Annotated in this window: 1 pseudogene; it reads right to left on the bottom strand. The window is 67.9% G+C overall.

Annotated features, from left to right (window positions below):
• Nucleotides 1-321 (bottom strand): annotated as a pseudogene (locus tag UK12_RS42445) (mycothiol conjugate amidase Mca); the annotation flags it as partial.

Genomic DNA, 321 nt, shown 5'->3' with positions numbered 1-321 from the left:
CCTCACAGCGGACCCGGGAGGTGATCTCGCGCTCCTTGCGGCCGCTCTTCTCCCAGCCCGCGATCCACTCGCCGTACGGGGAGTCGTGGCCGTGCTCGGCGAGGTATGCGTGCTGGGCACGGATCCGGCCCAGCGGGAAGCCGTGGTTGTAGTACAGCTGTGACGGCTGCCAGGGCTCGCGCGCGTCCGGGTACGCGTCCGGGTCACCGGCGGCGTCGAAGGCCAGCATGGAGATTTGGTGGGTCATGATGTGGTCCGGGTGCGGGTAGCCGCCGTTCTCGTAGTACGTCGTGATGACGTGCGGTCGGAATTCGCGGATCA

Origin of the sequence: Saccharothrix sp. ST-888 (assembly GCF_000955975.1) — a bacterium.
Taxonomy (GTDB): domain Bacteria; phylum Actinomycetota; class Actinomycetes; order Streptomycetales; family Streptomycetaceae; genus Kitasatospora.
The sequence above is the reverse complement of the archived record's forward strand: the minus strand, read 5'-3'. Positions and strand labels throughout refer to the sequence as shown.